Here is a 13,344-nt window from a genome sequence, read left to right on the forward strand (position 1 = left end):
GGTTCCCGGCTACCCGCGCTCCGGCCGGCCCCCGCGGGCCCCGGCGGCCTGCGGAGAGCGGCACCCCGCAGGTTCCCCGCGCCGGCCGCCGGTCGTCCTCGCCGGCCGGAGAATAGGGGCATGAGCTCCTACTTCAAGGTCGTCCCGGAGGTGTCGGCACCGTCCGCGGCGGCCTCCCCGGACAAGTTCGACGGCGGCGTCTGGCAGGCCGACATCCTCGCCCGGCAACGGCCCGACGGCCTGCGCGGCAACCGCTTCTCGTACGCGCCGGGCGGCCGCTCCCACTGGCACGTCCACACCGGTGAGCAGGCGCTGGTCGTGGTCTCCGGCCGCGGACTGATCCAATGGGAGGGCCTGGCGGAGCCGATCGTCCTCGGCCCGGGCGACTGGGTGCACGTCGAGCCCGGCGTCCCGCACTGGCACGGCGCCACCGACGACAGCACGTTCGTCCACCTCGCGGTCACCGCCACCGGCGAGACCGAGTGGGGCGACCCGGTCACCTGACAACCCGAGGTCCGCTCCGGCCGCACGCGACGCAGATCCGGCCGGCACGCGACGCGAGGTCCGCTCCGGCCGGCACGCGACGCAGATCCGGCCGGCACGCGACGCGAGGGCCGGTCCGGCCGGCACGCGGCGCGAGGTCCGCTTCGGGCAGGCTTCACCCATTTCCCGGTACGGCGGTAGCCGCCGCCCCGCAGCCCGGAGCCCATCCGGCGCTACCGGGAGCGCGGCCGTGCACCGCCGCGGCGGTCGTTGTCCATGCGACGCGCCGGAGGTTCCGCGCTTCGGGCACCGGGACCGGCGAAGCGGCCGAGTTGTCGGCTGGAACGACCGATGGCCGCCCCGGTTCCCCCGGCCGTAACGTCCGGTTTCCACCTTCCACCGAAGATTCGGAGTTCCATGCTCGACAAGATCGCGCGAGGTCTGCTGGTCGGCGCGCTCGCGTTCGCGGGCGCCACGGCCGTCACCGTCACCCCGGCCCAGGCGGCGGCGAAGACGTACAAGAACTGCACCGCCCTGAACAAGGTGTACAAGCACGGCGTGGGCAAGAAGGGCGCCAAGGACAAGGTTCGGGGCACCACGAAGAAGGTCACCAACTTCAAGGTGTCGAACGCGCTCTACCAGGCGAACAAGAAGTCCGACCGGGACAAGGACGGCATCGCCTGCGAGAAGCGCTGACCTCGCGCACGCCGGGGCGCCCGACCCACCCGGGCCGGGCGCCGCAGCCGGAGCGGGCGCCAATCCCGCGTCCGTGGCCGGGACCGCAGGCTGGAGCGGGCGCCGACCCGCGTCCGAGGCCGGGAGCGGGGGGCTGGAGTGGGTGCCGACCCGCGCCCGAGGACCGGGGGCGGTGGCCACCGCCGTACGGCGAAAAAGGCCGCCGGAACCACCGGCGGCCTTTCGCGTGCAGGAAAAGCGTGCAGGAAAAGCGTGCAGGAAAAGCGTGTTGGAAAGCGTGCCGAAAATCCCGCAGGAAAGCGCGAGAAAAGGCGGAAATCAGCGCTTGCCGCGTTTGGCGGCGGTTTTCTCGTCGTGCACGCCGGCCGTCGACAGCACCCCCTGAGCGTTCTCCAGGTGGGCCCGGACGAACCAGTGATACTGCTCCAGCTTGCCCGCCTGGCCGATCAGCAGATCCTGCGTCACCGGATCCGGCTCGTCGGTCTTCTCGATCGCCGCCCGGTGCGACTCGATCACGCCGCTGTAGACGATGTCCAGCGCGGCCAGGTGCGAGTTCGTGTCGGCCCGGCCGATCGAGTAGTCGTCCCAGGTGCGATGGGCGACCAGTGCGCCCGGCGTGCCGACCGGGGATCCGCCCAGCGTGGCGATCCGCTCGGCGATCGCGTCCACCATTTCGCGGACCGAGTCGACCTGCGGGTCGAGCATCTGGTGCACGGCGATGAAATGTGGGCCGACCACATTCCAGTGCACGTGTTTGAGCGTCAGCGCGAGATCGTTGAGCGCGTTGAGCCGCTCCTGCAGCACCGCGATGACCTCACCCGCGACGTCGGGCTTGACCCCGGGCACCGTGTAGCTCGGGCTCGTGGCGGTGGTGGCTGTCGCTCGCTTGCGCGGTGGCATTTCTCATCACTCCTTCACCGATGGACTCGGTTTCTCGCAATTCCCGGGTTCGGCGTGCGCAAACCCGACCGGGCACACTGCCGGGCCGGAATGGCGGCACGATTCTGGCGCGCTATCCGGCGGCCGCGGTCTGTGCCCGCCTCGCCGACGAGGGCGCCTGGCCTCTTCGTGGTGGCGGGCCTGTTCACCACCCGGGACCGGGAGGCCCCGCCGGAGCCGCGCACTCAGGTGTGCACGCTCGGCGCGGGGTTTCATCGTGGTCGCGATCGCCACGGCACCCTGCTGCCGGTGACACGGAGTCGCCGCCCGGCTGAGGGCGGCGGCTCCGGGAACGTCAGACCCGCTGGGTCTCCGTCGTCGACGGATGCAGCTCCGTCGTGGTCTTCTTGACGAAGCGTCCGGTCGCCGTGCTGCGGTGCACCTCGTGGTCACCGCGGCTCTTGCCCACGTGCTCGGTGGTCGTGGTCTTGGGCTGCCGCGCGGTGGTGGACTCCTTGACGAAGCGTCCGCTCCGCGCGCTGCGATTCACGTCGTGTTCCTTGCCGGCCATCTCGGGCGACCTCCTGTCGTCTCGTCGTACTCCTGTCGATGTGCCCATCGACGGCGAGCGAAAACATGACGGGCGATGTGCCCATCGACGGGACGGGAAACATGACGGGCGCGGCCGGTGTGTCGATTGAATATCATCACTGGATGTCGGTCGTCCTGTTGATCCCCGGTCACAGCTACTCCGCCGAGCGGCCGCTGCTGCACTTCGCCGGCGAGGTGTTCGCGAAGCACGGCTGGACGGTCCGGGAGGTCCGCTGGCCGTCGCTGCTGCCGCACCGGGGTGACGATCCGGACCTGTGGAACCGGCAGTTGCGGTCCTACGTGCACGACCATCTGGGCCGGGTGCTGGCGCGGGAGACCGACCCGCGGATCGCGCTGGTCGGCAAGTCGATGGGCTGCTTCGCGGCCGCCCACGCCGCGGACCGGGGCCTGCCCGCGGTCTGGCTGACCCCGATCCTGCGCCTGCCCGAGCTGCCGGCCGATCTGCACCGCAGCCCGGCCCCGTTCCTGCTGGCCGGCGGCACGGCCGACCCGGCCTGGGACCCGGCGGTGGTCCGGGGGCTGCGCCGCCCGTTCTACGAGGCGGAGGGTGCCGATCACGGCCTGGAGATCACCGGTGACCCGGTGAGCTCGGTGGAGATCCTGCGCCAGGTCACCGCCGCGGTGGACGACTTCGCCGGCACGCTGTAGACGCCCGTTTCCGCCGGTTCCGTTCGGGAGCAGGATGACGGGATGGACACTCCCGCGCTACGGCTCGTGGTGGGAATGCGTGTGGTCCCGGACGCTCCGGACGGAATCCTGTGCTGGTCGGGACGCCTGGGTGACGAGTCCGGGGTTCCGGTGAACGTCATCCTCGACGACGAGCCGATGACGGCGATCGATGTCGCGTTCATCGACCGGATCTGTGCGGACGCCGATCGTCTCCTGGCCGTCGCGGCCGGGGCCGCCGGGCTGACCGGCGACCCCGGGCACTGGGATCCGGAGATGACGTTCCGGTCCGGGGAGAACTGGGAGGTGCGGTTCACCGAGGCGCCCGCCCCCACCGAACTGGGCCTGCTGGTGGTCTTCGCCGGCGATCGGGTGACCGAGATCGACGATCTGGCCGACTGGGACGACGCGTGACCTCTCACATCGCGGCCAGGTAGTCGGCGACCCGGCCGACGGTGAGCAGTCCGCTGGCCGCGCCGGCCCACTCCGCCGCGGCCGGGGCGAGCGCGGCCCGGGCCCGGGCCATCGCCACCCGGTCGCCGGCCAGCGTCGCGGCCCGCGCGAACAGGCACCACAACGCCTCGGCGAGCAGGTCGGCCGGCGGGTCCGGGACGTCGGCCAGCACGGTCTCGCCCGGCCGGGTCACCAGGCGCGCCCACATCGCATAGGGCCCCCAGGCGTCCTCGTAGAGCACCGGCAGGCCGAGCCGCAGCCGCCGGCCCAGCCGCGCCAGCGGCAGCAGCCCGGCCCGCACCCCGGGCATCCCGGCCCCGTCCAGCCGCTCGGCCGCTGTCCGATACGGATCGTCGGAGACCGCCCCGGTCAGGTCCGCCCGCAGCGCCCGGTACCACTCGGTGAACACCGTCGCGAGCGGCAGCTCGTGCCGCTCGGCCAGCCGGTCGGCCGCCGCCGCGTGCCGGTCCCCGTCGTCGAACCGGCCGGTCGCGCTCGCCGCCTGCAACCGGATCAGGTGCCCCAGGATCTCCGCGGTGACCAGCCCGTGCCGGGCGGACAGGGCGACCAGCTCGGCGCCGATCGCGTCCCGGCCCGCGGAGTTCCCGGTCCGGTGGCAGCTCTGCATGAACGTGCCGTTCAGCGCGAACGCCAGCAGCGCCGGGTCGTCCAGGTCCCGGGCGATCGCCTCGGCCCGCCGGGCGCACTCGCCCGGCCGCGGGTCCCGGGTGCCGCGCGACTCGACCGCGATCGTGGCGAGGAGCCGGACCCGGGCCGCGTCGTGCCCGGCGGCCGGCAGCACGGCGAGCGCCCGCTCGGCCGCGGCGACGATCTCCGCGGACTGCGCCGGGTCGTCGGCCCGGGTCCAGATCGCCGGTACGTCGTAGGCGCCGATCACCCGCGCGGTCAGCTCCGGGTCGCCGAGCTGCTCGGCTGCCCGGACCGCCGCGGCCCGCTGCTCCCGGGCCACCTCCAGACCGTCCGGGCCGGTCACCGCGAGGTTGCGCAGCAGCCCGACCGCGGACTCCAGCCGGCCCCGCGAGCCGCTCGGCACCAGCCGCTCGTAGGCCGTGGCGGCGTGCGTGAAGACCGATTCGGACAGGTGATCCAGGCGGGGTTCCTGGCGCAGCACGTCGATTTCGAGGGCGCGCAGCTCGGCGCCCGGCTCCACGCCGAGCTGCCCGGCGAGCAGCTCCCGGGCCCGCCGCAGCACCGCCAGCGCGTCGCCCTGCCGGCCCGCGCGGTACAGCGCCAGGGCGAGCAGCCGCCACCCCGGCTCGCGCCAGGGGTGCGCGGTCACGTGCTCGTCGAGGTCCGGCACCGCGTCCGCGGGGCGGCCCAGGTCCAGCAGCGTCTCGGCGCGCAGCTCGACCGCGCGCAGGCGCAGCTCGGTGAGCCGGGACCGTTCGGCGCGCGGCCACGCGGCGTCCGGGAAGTCCGCGTACGCCGGCCCGCGCCACCACCCGAGCGCCCGGTCCAGTGCGGCGAGCGTCGCCGTCGCGCCGACCACCTGCTCGAACCGCCACGCGTCGACCTGGTCGGGGGTGGCCGCCAGGGCGTAACCCGAGCCCCGGCTGACCAGCAGTCGCGCCGGCGCGCGGGGCGGCCGGTCGGGTTCGACGGCACGGCGCAGGGCGGCGACAAACGTCCGTACCGTCGCAATCGCTTTCGCCGGAGGCGAAACCCACAGGTCGTCGACGAGATCGGTGACCGGAACGACGCGGCCCCGGGCGACCAGGAGCCGGCCCAGCACGGCGCGGTGCATCGGCCCCTTGAGCGGGATCGGGCGGCCGTCCGCGTCCTCGGCGGTCACCGGGCCGAGCACCCCGAACCGGATCAGCACCGTGCTGACGCTACCGGGCTGCTCGTCCGCTGTTCACCCGGCCTGGGCACGGAGCACCTGGTGAATGTCCGGGGGGGAGCCCTATGATCCATGATCATCTTGCTGCGGGGGCGGAAAACATGGGTCAGGGCAAACGGGCGATCGGTCCGATGGAGATCGCCGGCATCGCGATCGTCGCGATCCTGGTGGCGGTGGCCGTCTTCCACCGGATGAACGCCGGGCCGGAGGGCAACGCCGCGGACGCGGCCTACCCGGCGCCGAGCGGCTACTCCGGACTTCCGGCCAAGCGGACCGGCACACCGGCGCCGAGCGCGGCGAACGCCGGCCCGTTCGCGGGCACCCCGGCCGGCAACTACGCGAAGGGCGAGGCCGGGCTGGTCATGCCGGCCGCGAAGGCGGTCCCCGGCTTCACCGTCGCCGAGGTGCGGGCCGGCCTGGCGGACGTGCGCGCCGCGATGATCGCCGGCCGGCTGGACCAGCGGATGCTGGTCCAGCACGAGCCGTCGGTGTTCCTCGGCCTGGTCGCGCCGTCCAGCCGGTCCCACCTCGAGCCGGCGTTCAAGGACGGCGGGCAGATGACGCTCGCCACCTACATCGATCCGGCCGTGAAGCTGGACCCGGCCGAGCAGCCCCGGGTCAACGGCACGGTGACGTTCACCTCGGTGCAGAGCGGTGGCGTGCCGACCCTGCAGGTCAAGACGAACTTCCTCTGGGTGTACGCGTTCATCGGCGGCTACCCCCGCATCGCGGCCGTGCACGACGAGATCACCTGGCAGCTGCCGAGCGCGAAGAACCTGGCCGCGGCCGACAAGGGCCTGTGGATCCGGGAGTCCAGCGGGTACACCGCCTGGATGGACTGCGAGGCGTCGAAGAAGGGCCTGCTCCGGCCGGGCGTCTCGACCGACCCCGAGCAGACCGGCGCCACCGAGGACCCGGAGGCGGCGCTCGACTCGGCCCACTCGCTGGATGTCGGGAGCAGCTGCAACTAACCCTTCAGCTGCTGGATCTTGTCCTTGAACAGGGTGGTCGCGATCGCCGCCTGGTGCGGCTGGCCCTTCAGCCACGAGGCGGCGAACTTCTTCGCCTGGTCGTAGGAGACCTTCCCGGGCAGTGGCGGCTCGTCCGGGTTCACCGCGACGTCCAGCAGGGCCGGGCCGGGGTACGCGAGCGCCTCCGCCAGGGCGTTCGGGAGGTCGGCGGACTTGTCGATCCGTACCCCGAAAGCACCGCAACCGGAAGCCCAGCCGGCATAGTCCGGCAGCGGTTCCCCGAAGCGGACCCCGTGCTCGGGATAGCCGAGCACCATCTGCTCCCAGAGGATCTGCCCGAGCGAATTGTTGTTGTTGATGACCACCTTGATCGGCAGCCGATAGCGGACCGCGGTGTGGAATTCGGCCATCAGCATCGCGAAACCGCCGTCCCCGACATAGGCGATCACCTGCCGCCCCGGATACGCGTGCTGCATCGCCATCGCATAGGGCAGCCCCGGCGCCATGCTGGCCAGCGTCCCGGACAGATAGAACTCGCGATTCCCGCGGATCTGCCAGTGCCGCGCCGCCCAGGTCGCGATGGTGCCGGAATCGCACGCCATGATCGCGTCGTCGGCGCACTGCAGGTCCAACCGGTGCGCGAGATATTGCGGGGCGATCGGATCCCGGTCCGACGATTCCAGCGCGGCCATCGCGGCCTTCCAGTCCGCGAACTTCGCCCGGTACTCCCGCAGCAGGTCGCCCTTCTTCGGCTCCAGCAACGGCAGCAGCGCGGTCAGGGTCGCGCCGACGTCGCCGACCAGCGGCACCTCGGTCGGAATGCGCGTGCCGGCCCGGGTGGCATCGATGTCGACCTGGACGACCCGCGCCTTTCCGGGCTCCGGAAGGAACTTCGTGTACGGGAAGTTCGTCCCCAGCATCAGGAGCGTGTCGGCCTCCTCCATCAGCTCCTCACTCGGCCTGGTGCCGAGCAGCCCGAGACCACCGATCACGTACGGTGAGTCGTCGGCCACCACCATCTTCCCGAGCAGCGACTTCACGATCGGCGCGTCCAGCCGCGCCGCCACCTCCTCGACCAGCGCGCCGGCGCCCCGCGCGCCGATCCCGGCCAGGATCGCCACCTTCGAGCCCGCGTTCAGCACGTCGGCGGCCCGGCGCAGGTCCTCGTCGCGCGGCCGGACGTCCGGCGCCAGGTAGATCGGTGCGGTCGCCGGCGATCGCACCGGCGCGACCGTCTGATACGGATCCGCGTGGGCCGGCGCGATCTGGATGTCGTTCGGAATGGTCAGGTGGGCCACGCCCCGGCGCGCGTACGCGGTCCGGATCGCGATGTCCACCACCGCCGGCACCTGCGCCGGATTCATGATCACCTGGTTGTACTCGGCGACGTCCTCGAAGAGCCGGTCCAGCGCCACCTCCTGCTGGTAGGCGGTGCCGAGCACACTGCTCTCCTGCAGCCCGGTGATCGCCAGCACCGGCACGTGGTCCAGCTTCGCGTCGTAGAGCCCGTTCGCCAGATGGATCCCGCCGGGCCCGGAGGTGGCCAGGCAGACCCCGATCTTCCCGGTCGCCTTGGCGTAGCCGGTCGCCATGAACGCGGCCGCCTCCTCATGGTGCACCAGCACGAACCGGATCTTGTCCGCGTGCCGGCGCAGACCCTCCATGATCCCGTTGATCCCGTCCCCGGGCAGGCCGAACACGGTGTCGACGCCCCAGGCGGCGAGCCGCTCGATCAGAACCTCAGCAGTAATCTCGGTCACCCCGACGAGCTACCCGCATTCCGCCTGCCCAATCACGCCACCTCGCCCCGAGCACGGCCTTCGGCCTCTTCAAGATCAAAACCAGAGAGGCCCATTTCCCGTACGTCGTGAAGCCCAGCGCTCGGCAGGATGTTCTCGACGGCCGCGCGAGCCGCATCGGGGGCGACCGGATTCGGGTCAGCGGATCAGGCGGCCGGCGAAGGCGGACATCTGGGCGTGCTGCTCGGCGGGGTCATCAGCGGTCGCGCTCACCACGACCCGTGTCACGCCCTCGGCGGCCAGGGCCTCGGCGCGCTCCGCGGACATCGTGATCGAGCCCCACCGGGTGTACTCCAGCGCGCCCGGATCGCGCCCGGCCGTGACCGCTTCGGATCGGGCCAGGGCGAGTTGGGCGGCGCGTTCGTCGGGCAGCAGCATCCCGCCCGGGAAGAAGCCGTCCCCGCGCCGGCCGGCGCGGCGGGCGGCGGCGCGGCTCGATCCGCCGACGTGGATCGGCAGCGGCGCGAGCGGCTGCGGGAAGCTGCACAGCGCGTCGAAGTCGAAGAACTCGCCGTGGAACCCCACCCCCTCCGCGCCGCCGGACCAGAGCAGCCGCAGCACGTCGATCGCCTCGTCGGCGCGCCGCCCGCGGGACGCGAAGTCGACGCCGACCGCCGCGGCCTCGCCCGGCAGGCTGCCCAGCCCGACCGTGACCAGCCGCATCCGGCCCTTCGACAGCACGTCGATGGTGGCCAGGCGCTTCGCCAGCACCACCGGGTGCTGGTAGGGCAGCAGCAGCACCCCGGTCCCGAGCAGCAGCCGGCTGGTCGCCGCCGCCACGAAGCTCAGCGCGTCCAGCGGATCCACCAGCGGCAGCGACGCCGGGATCGGCATCGCCCCGAGCGTCGCTCCCGGGTACAGCACGATGTGCTCCGGCAGGTAGAGGCCCTCGAACCCGCACGCCTCGGCATGCCGCGCGTAGGCCACCAGATGGTCCGGATCCACCCCGAACGACCCCGTGCTGTAGCTGATCGCGAATCGCATGCGGGTCACGCTAAACGTTCACGCCGGTGTCAAGGCCAGCCGGCGGGCGAGCTCGGCCGGCTCGGAGAACATCGGCCAGTGTCCGGTTCTGATCTCATGGTAGGTCCAGCCGTCGCCGGCCATCAGGCCGAAGGCGGGCACGGTCGCGGCCAGCTCACGCAGCTGCGTCTCGGGGAAAGAGCAAAGGATTCCGGTACGGGGGATGCCCCGCCACGCCCCGCCGTGCCGCACCGGATCGGTGGCCGTCGCGACCGGCTGCGGCCGCCCCCGCTCCCGGACGACCGACCAGTCGAACCCGGTCGCCGACGGTGGCGCCTCGTCGGGCACCGGCAGCATGCCGTCCACCGGCTCCGGTCGCGACCCGTCGAAGTCGGCCTGGGACATGCCGTCCGGCATCGGGCCCGAGTCGACGTAGACCAGCCGGGCGACCCGGGACGGCACCCGGTCGGCGGCCGCCGTGATGATCAGCCCGCCGTAGCTGTGCCCGACCAGCACCACGTCGTCCAGCGTGGTCAGCAGCCCGGTGAGCTGGTCGACGTGGTCCGCGACCCCGGTTCCCGGGTCGAGGTCGAGGGATACCGGTCGTACGTCGTGGCCCTGATCTTTGAGCGGTGAGGCGACCGCCTCCCATGCCCAACCGCCCAGCCAGAACCCCGGGACCAGCACATATGTCGTCATGCGGGCCACGGTAGGCGGGATACCGGGCAGGTTCCGCCCGGTATAAGGTGTGGCCCATGCCACAGTCGCTCGGAAAGGTGCTCGGGCTCCTGGAGTTGCTCCAGGCCGCCCCCGCGGGTGTCACCGTCGGTCACCTCGCCGCCCGGCTGGGAGTCGACGAGCGCACCGTCCGGCGGTATGCCGCGCACCTCGCCGACCTGGGCATCCCGGTCGAGGGCCGGCGCGGGCGGTATGGCGGGTACGCGCTCGCCCCCGGTTACCGGCTGCCACCGCTGATGCTGACCGACGAGGAGACCCTCGCGGTGCTGCTCGGCCTGATCGCCGGGCGGCGCACCGGCCTGGCGACGACCGCGGCGGCCGGGGAGACCGCGCTCGCCAAGATCCAGCGGGTGCTGCCGGCCACGTTGCGCGCCCGCACGGACGCGCTGCTGGCCACCCTCGAGTTCGCCACCACCCGCCCAGCGCCGGCTGCCGCCCCGGCCCGCGACCGGCAGCCGGCCACGGCCCCGCCGCCCCGCGACCGGCCGCCGGCCACCGAGACGCTGCTGACGATGGCCGCCGCGGCCCGCGACCGGTCCCCGATCGCCTTCACCTACGCCAAACCCACCGCCAAACCCACCGCCGAGCCAACCGAGCCCGCCGCCAAGGCCAGCGCCAAGCCCGCCGCCGAGCCAGTCGAGCCCGCCGCCAAGGCAACCGTCAAGCCCGCCGCCGAGCCGGCCGAGCGCCGCCTGGACCCCTTCGGCCTGGTCTTCCACGCCGGAAAATGGTTCGTGACCGGTCGTGATCACGACCGCGCCGCGGTGCGCACCTTCCGCCTCGACCGGGTCAGCGACCCCCGGGTCCTGCCCGGCACGTTCGAGGTCCCACCCGGCTTCGACCCGGCCGCCCAGGTCGCCGCCGGCCTGGCCACCGCCGCCTGGCGCCACGAGGTGTCCGTGCTCCTGCACGCCGACCTGGACGAGCTGCGCCGCCAGATCCCGCCCACCGCCGCCACCCTGGCCCGCGCCGGCGACGACGTCCGCCTGACCGCCCGCGCCGAACGCCTGGACGGCATGGCCCGCCTGCTGGCCGGCCTGGGCTGCGACTTCACCGTCGAGACCCCGGACGCCCTCCGCACCGAACTCACCACCCTGGCCACCCGCCTCCGGTCCGCCGCCACCCGCCGGTGACCGCGGACGCACTCAAGAGTCCCGGCCTGACCTGCGACGGTCGCCGCTCGCCGGTGACCGCGAACCCATCCGGGAGCCCCGGCACGACCCGGGGCGGCAGCGGCCGGGCCGGTGCCGGCGGCCCCGCGTTGCTACCGGCCGGTACAAGGTCGGACGTTAAAACGCGGTTGAGCTGGGCATCGAGACGCCGTGGCGACCATTGTCATAGCTGAGGATGACCCGGACATCCGCGAGATCTCCGCGCTGCTCCTGCGCAAGGCCGGACACACGACCATCCCCGCCGGCGACGGCGCGGAAGGCTGGCAGGCCGTGCTCAACTACTCCCCGGACCTGGTGATCAGCGACATCGACATGCCGGAGACCGACGGACTCGCGCTCTGTGCGCAGATCCGGGCCCATCCGGCGACCGCGCGGGTACCGGTCATCTGCATCAGCGGCGTGCTCATGCCCGGCGACACCTGCGTCGAGCAGGCCGGTGGCACCGCGCTGTTGCACAAGCCGTTCGCCTCGGCCGACCTCCTGGACCAGGTCCGCTCCGTCCTGACCACCACGCTCGGCGCGGAGAGCCCCTGACCACCGGGGGAATCGCGCCGAACCCACCGGTGCCGCGATTCCCCCGCCGCGCCGCTGCTCAGCTGTACTGACCGGGCACGTAGTCCCCGGCCGGCCGCAGCGTCACGACGCTCAGCCGGTTCCAGGTGTTGATCAGCGCGATCAACGCCACCAGCGCCCCGAGCTGCTCCTCGTCGAAGTGCTTGGCCGCGTTCGCCCACACCTCGTCCGGGACGCCGCCGGCCGTGTCCGCGATCCGGGTGCCCTGCTCGGCCAGCTCCAGGGCGGCCCGCTCGGCCTCGGTGAAGACGGTGGCCTCGCGCCAGACGGCGATCAGGTTCAGCCGGGTCGCGGTCTCGCCCTGGTGCGCGGCGTCCTTGGTGTGCATGTCGACGCAGAACCCACAGCCGTTGATCTGGCTGGCCCGGATCTCGACGAGGTGCGCCGTGGTGTGCGGCAGTGGCGACGCCGCGATCGCCTTGCTCGCGCCGAACAGCTGCTTGACGACCTTGCCGCCGATCTCGGTGTTCTGAAAGTCCAGCCGAGCGCTCATGATGTCCTCCTCGTAGGTGGTGACTCCGACACCACTACGACACCCGGCCCCGGCCGAATGTGACGTGACCCGCGTCTCTCCCCGGCCATCGAAAGGACGGGGCCGGGCGACGCTCGCGGTTTCGGCTGTTCGCGCGGGGCGGGGTCAGCGGAGGAGCTGCTGGCCTCCGTCGATGTCGTAGACGGCGCCGGTCAGCACCTCGTTGGTCATCAGGTGCAGGATCAGGTCGGCCACGTCGTCCGGGCCGACCACCCGGCCGACCGGCAGGGTGGCCCGCAGCTCGGCGCGGCGCTCCTCGATCCGGTCCCCGAGGAGCCGGGCCGACAGCGGGGTGTCGACGAACCCGGCGGCGACCGTGTTGACCCGCAGCGGCGCCAGTTCCAGGGCGGCGTTCGCGGTGATCGAGGAGAGCGCCGCGGTCCCGATGCCGATCAGGGCCAGGCCGTGGCCGGGCCGCCGGGCGCCGGTGCCCGAGATCAGGGTGAGCGACCCGCCCGGCCGGACCCGCGCCGCGCATTCCCGGGCGACCCGCAGCGGGCCGAGCAGGTGCAGGTCGAGCGAGCGCGCGGCCTCGTCGAAGTCGATCTCGGAGATCGGCCCGTAGGCCGGCCCGGGCCCGCTGAGCAGCACGTGGTCGACGGTCGCCGGCAGCCCGGCGAAGAACGCGCTCAGCGCGGCGGGGTCGGCCAGGTCGAGGACGGCGGTGGCGGCGCCGAGTTCCGCCTGCGCCGCCTTCAGGCGCTGTTCGTCGCGGCCGGTGACCAGTACGTTCGCACCGGCCGCGCGGGCCCGGCGGGCGGTCGACAGGCCGATGCCCGCGGTGCCGCCGAGGACGACGACGGTGGTGCCGGAGAGAGAGCTCATCGGTTCGCGCTCCTTCGCAACAGGGGACTTCCGCCTCCTGTGGTACCACCTTCCGGCGCGCGGCAGGGAGACGTCGGCCGGGCGGCAGGGAAACCCCGGCGGGGCGGCGGGGGAACGCCGG

Annotated in this window: 15 protein-coding genes; 7 read left to right on the forward strand and 8 right to left on the reverse strand. The window is 72.9% G+C overall.

Translation table 11 applies throughout. The features are described from left to right. The first annotated feature begins 120 nt into the window (after nucleotides 1-120). Nucleotides 121-504, forward strand: coding sequence for a cupin domain-containing protein (locus L3i22_RS17070; RefSeq protein ID WP_221327950.1), 384 nt, complete (start codon nucleotides 121-123; stop codon nucleotides 502-504). Nucleotides 505-900: 396 nt separating this feature from the next. Next, nucleotides 901-1,179, forward strand: a complete 279-nt coding sequence (locus tag L3i22_RS17075; protein WP_221327951.1) for an excalibur calcium-binding domain-containing protein — start codon at nucleotides 901-903, stop codon at nucleotides 1,177-1,179. Between the two features lie 318 nt (nucleotides 1,180-1,497). On the opposite strand, the gene L3i22_RS17080 is transcribed toward L3i22_RS17075, so the two are convergent. Both L3i22_RS17080 and L3i22_RS17085 read right to left on the reverse strand, forming a co-directional pair. Further along, nucleotides 1,498-2,079: a Dps family protein gene (locus L3i22_RS17080; RefSeq protein WP_221327952.1), complete on the reverse strand. Its 582-nt coding sequence runs from the start codon at nucleotides 2,077-2,079 to the stop codon at nucleotides 1,498-1,500. A 334-nt stretch (nucleotides 2,080-2,413) separates the two neighbouring features. Then, nucleotides 2,414-2,629, reverse strand: coding sequence for a hypothetical protein (locus L3i22_RS17085; RefSeq protein ID WP_221327953.1), 216 nt, complete (start codon nucleotides 2,627-2,629; stop codon nucleotides 2,414-2,416). Between the two features lie 143 nt (nucleotides 2,630-2,772). Between L3i22_RS17085 and L3i22_RS17090 the strand changes: the two genes are divergently transcribed. Together L3i22_RS17090 and L3i22_RS17095 are read left to right on the forward strand one after the other, a co-directional pair. Beyond that, on the forward strand, nucleotides 2,773-3,318 hold the full coding sequence (locus tag L3i22_RS17090) for an alpha/beta hydrolase (protein ID WP_221327954.1): 546 nt from the start codon (nucleotides 2,773-2,775) through the stop codon (nucleotides 3,316-3,318). Between the two features lie 42 nt (nucleotides 3,319-3,360). Then, nucleotides 3,361-3,750, forward strand: a complete 390-nt coding sequence (locus L3i22_RS17095) for a hypothetical protein (protein WP_221327955.1) — start codon at nucleotides 3,361-3,363, stop codon at nucleotides 3,748-3,750. A 4-nt stretch (nucleotides 3,751-3,754) separates the two neighbouring features. On the opposite strand, the gene L3i22_RS17100 is transcribed toward L3i22_RS17095, so the two are convergent. Then, a complete protein-coding gene (locus L3i22_RS17100; protein ID WP_221327956.1) occupies nucleotides 3,755-5,632 on the reverse strand; it encodes a BTAD domain-containing putative transcriptional regulator in 1,878 nt (625 codons plus the stop codon). Between the two features lie 119 nt (nucleotides 5,633-5,751). On the opposite strand from L3i22_RS17100, the gene L3i22_RS17105 reads away from it, so the two are divergent. Continuing rightward, a complete protein-coding gene (locus tag L3i22_RS17105) occupies nucleotides 5,752-6,621 on the forward strand; it encodes a hypothetical protein (RefSeq protein WP_221327957.1) in 870 nt (289 codons plus the stop codon). On the opposite strand, the gene L3i22_RS17110 is transcribed toward L3i22_RS17105, so the two are convergent. The 3 genes from L3i22_RS17110 to L3i22_RS17120 all read right to left on the reverse strand — a co-directional run bounded on the left by L3i22_RS17110 (nucleotide 6,618) and on the right by L3i22_RS17120 (nucleotide 10,082). Continuing rightward, nucleotides 6,618-8,381, reverse strand: a complete 1,764-nt coding sequence (locus tag L3i22_RS17110) for a thiamine pyrophosphate-dependent enzyme (protein WP_221327958.1) — start codon at nucleotides 8,379-8,381, stop codon at nucleotides 6,618-6,620. The genes L3i22_RS17105 and L3i22_RS17110 overlap by 4 nt on opposite strands. Nucleotides 8,382-8,558: 177 nt before the next feature. Beyond that, nucleotides 8,559-9,404, reverse strand: coding sequence for a TIGR03619 family F420-dependent LLM class oxidoreductase (locus L3i22_RS17115; RefSeq protein WP_221327959.1), 846 nt, complete (start codon nucleotides 9,402-9,404; stop codon nucleotides 8,559-8,561). Nucleotides 9,405-9,422: 18 nt separating this feature from the next. After that, nucleotides 9,423-10,082, reverse strand: coding sequence for an alpha/beta fold hydrolase (locus L3i22_RS17120; RefSeq protein ID WP_221327960.1), 660 nt, complete (start codon nucleotides 10,080-10,082; stop codon nucleotides 9,423-9,425). Between the two features lie 56 nt (nucleotides 10,083-10,138). Here L3i22_RS17120 and L3i22_RS17125 point away from each other — a divergent pair, with 56 nt between their 5' ends. Next, on the forward strand, nucleotides 10,139-11,254 hold the full coding sequence (locus L3i22_RS17125) for a YafY family protein (RefSeq protein ID WP_221327961.1): 1,116 nt from the start codon (nucleotides 10,139-10,141) through the stop codon (nucleotides 11,252-11,254). A 189-nt stretch (nucleotides 11,255-11,443) separates the two neighbouring features. Beyond that, a complete protein-coding gene (locus L3i22_RS17130) occupies nucleotides 11,444-11,827 on the forward strand; it encodes a response regulator (RefSeq protein ID WP_221327962.1) in 384 nt (127 codons plus the stop codon). Nucleotides 11,828-11,885: 58 nt separating this feature from the next. On the opposite strand, the gene L3i22_RS17135 is transcribed toward L3i22_RS17130, so the two are convergent. After that, a complete protein-coding gene (locus L3i22_RS17135) occupies nucleotides 11,886-12,359 on the reverse strand; it encodes a carboxymuconolactone decarboxylase family protein (protein ID WP_221327963.1) in 474 nt (157 codons plus the stop codon). A gap of 144 nt (nucleotides 12,360-12,503) precedes the next feature. Next, nucleotides 12,504-13,223, reverse strand: coding sequence for an SDR family oxidoreductase (locus L3i22_RS17140; protein WP_221327964.1), 720 nt, complete (start codon nucleotides 13,221-13,223; stop codon nucleotides 12,504-12,506). Nucleotides 13,224-13,344 lie beyond the last annotated feature (121 nt).

This window comes from Actinoplanes sp. L3-i22, assembly GCF_019704555.1.
Lineage (GTDB): Bacteria > Actinomycetota > Actinomycetes > Mycobacteriales > Micromonosporaceae > Actinoplanes.

Bases quoted from the DNA above. Each gene is read 5' to 3' on its own strand.
- L3i22_RS17070 (WP_221327950.1), top strand. From the start codon at position 121: ATGAGCTCCTACTTCAAGGTCGTCCCGGAGGTGTCGGCACCGTCCGCG.
- L3i22_RS17075 (WP_221327951.1), top strand. From the start codon at position 901: ATGCTCGACAAGATCGCGCGAGGTCTGCTGGTCGGCGCGCTCGCGTTC.
- L3i22_RS17080 (WP_221327952.1), bottom strand. From the start codon at position 2,079: ATGCCACCGCGCAAGCGAGCGACAGCCACCACCGCCACGAGCCCGAGC.
- L3i22_RS17085 (WP_221327953.1), bottom strand. From the start codon at position 2,629: ATGGCCGGCAAGGAACACGACGTGAATCGCAGCGCGCGGAGCGGACGC.
- L3i22_RS17090 (WP_221327954.1), top strand. From the start codon at position 2,773: ATGTCGGTCGTCCTGTTGATCCCCGGTCACAGCTACTCCGCCGAGCGG.
- L3i22_RS17095 (WP_221327955.1), top strand. From the start codon at position 3,361: ATGGACACTCCCGCGCTACGGCTCGTGGTGGGAATGCGTGTGGTCCCG.
- L3i22_RS17105 (WP_221327957.1), top strand. From the start codon at position 5,752: ATGGGTCAGGGCAAACGGGCGATCGGTCCGATGGAGATCGCCGGCATC.
- L3i22_RS17115 (WP_221327959.1), bottom strand. From the start codon at position 9,404: ATGCGATTCGCGATCAGCTACAGCACGGGGTCGTTCGGGGTGGATCCG.
- L3i22_RS17120 (WP_221327960.1), bottom strand. From the start codon at position 10,082: ATGACGACATATGTGCTGGTCCCGGGGTTCTGGCTGGGCGGTTGGGCA.
- L3i22_RS17125 (WP_221327961.1), top strand. From the start codon at position 10,139: ATGCCACAGTCGCTCGGAAAGGTGCTCGGGCTCCTGGAGTTGCTCCAG.
- L3i22_RS17135 (WP_221327963.1), bottom strand. From the start codon at position 12,359: ATGAGCGCTCGGCTGGACTTTCAGAACACCGAGATCGGCGGCAAGGTC.
- L3i22_RS17140 (WP_221327964.1), bottom strand. From the start codon at position 13,223: ATGAGCTCTCTCTCCGGCACCACCGTCGTCGTCCTCGGCGGCACCGCG.